This is a genomic window from Geobacter grbiciae, from assembly GCF_018531165.1.
Classification (GTDB): domain Bacteria; phylum Desulfobacterota; class Desulfuromonadia; order Geobacterales; family Geobacteraceae; genus Geobacter; species Geobacter metallireducens.
Genome location: NZ_JAHDIW010000046.1, coordinates 1 through 1328, shown reverse-complemented (window position 1 = coordinate 1328; position 1328 = coordinate 1). Strand labels below are relative to the sequence as shown.

Genomic DNA, 1328 nt, shown 5'->3' with positions numbered 1-1328 from the left:
CAAATCCGATGTACTTCCCTCTATCTAATCTCCTTCCTCCTGAATCTACGCTGCAACTAATTCACGAAAGAACCAAACTTTAGCGTCACTTCGTTGTTACACCTCGTAATACACTCGCGCCGAGTGCCTACATAAAGATCATTTATGTATTCGTTTATTTTGTCAGTAAACGCGCTCCATCCATTATCATCAAATTCACTTCTGCATTTGGTTTCGAAGGCAGTGAACTGCTCTCCGAGTGCTGGACTCTCTGGAAACGTTCGTTCTGGTGCAACAGCCATGTTCTTGGCCCTCCGAGTTTCAGCCTACTTAAATGGATACTTCCTTTATTGATGCTATTCGTCGCTCAACGGCTTGAGGGTCTGCTGTGTAGCGAAGAGAAAACAGCAGCACCCGAGTGTTATGCTCTACTTCGATCCCTTATGGAGAACAAAATATACTTTCTGGGCCTCATCAAACAGACAAAGGTCAAGGAAGTGAAAATGCCACTTCAGTTTTGGGCGCGCAGGGACAGAAAGGCCAGCATCGGTGTAAAGCCGATTTACAAATGACCGATCTTCAAGTAGCGGATCAGTCTCTCTTACGATTTTTGCATAGTAATCTGCCATCCTCACATGATGCTCCGCATGTCCCGATGTCATTATGGCTGCTGGCACATAAACGGCCCCTGGCGGCATTCCTCGGCTCGATCTCTTGTTGAAGATATCCCAAAGTCGATCTCGCTCGGCTGTCATGGTCTTTGTGACCTCATTTGTTTTTTCGAAGACGGAGTGATCGAAGATAGCAATAAGGTTGAACTTATCCCTTGTCACTTCTGCGAACACAACTTCATCAGTCCGCTCCACGTGACCTGCGTCCATGGTTGATTCTCCGAGGTGGAAGTGATGAAAACCCATTACATTCAGAAGAAAATCTTTGTCCGCCCATGTATCAACATTGGGTCCTTTTGCAGACGCAGCCGGTGTAAATCCTTGATTATGAATCTGCAATGATAGGTGTGGGATGAGGTCTTCTCCAGCTCTCACTTTTACCAAAAGTGCATAAATCGCGGGACGCAATGTTCGCCAACGACTATCGACGGTTGCTGTAGGCTCTATTTGAACGATTCTTGGCCTAGGAGGGACATACCGACTCATCCAGTTCATGTAGTTTATGAGTAGATTCGCTAGTGATTTTTCCTCAAGTATCTGCTTTGTAGCCTTATCATTTGGGAACTTAGGAATTTCTTTGACTATCGACAATCTGAAATTTTTTGGTTCTTTCGTGAATTAGTTGCAGCGTAGATTCAGGAGGAAGGAGATTAGATAGAGGGAAGTACATCGGATTTG

Annotated in this window: 1 protein-coding gene; it reads right to left on the bottom strand. The window is 45.2% G+C overall.

All coding sequences use genetic code 11. The features are described from left to right. Positions 1-407 precede the first annotated feature (407 nt). On the bottom strand, positions 408-1241 hold the full coding sequence (locus tag KJB29_RS19070) for a hypothetical protein (protein WP_215735890.1): 834 nt from the start codon (positions 1239-1241) through the stop codon (positions 408-410). Between the last annotated feature and the right edge of the window lie 87 nt (positions 1242-1328).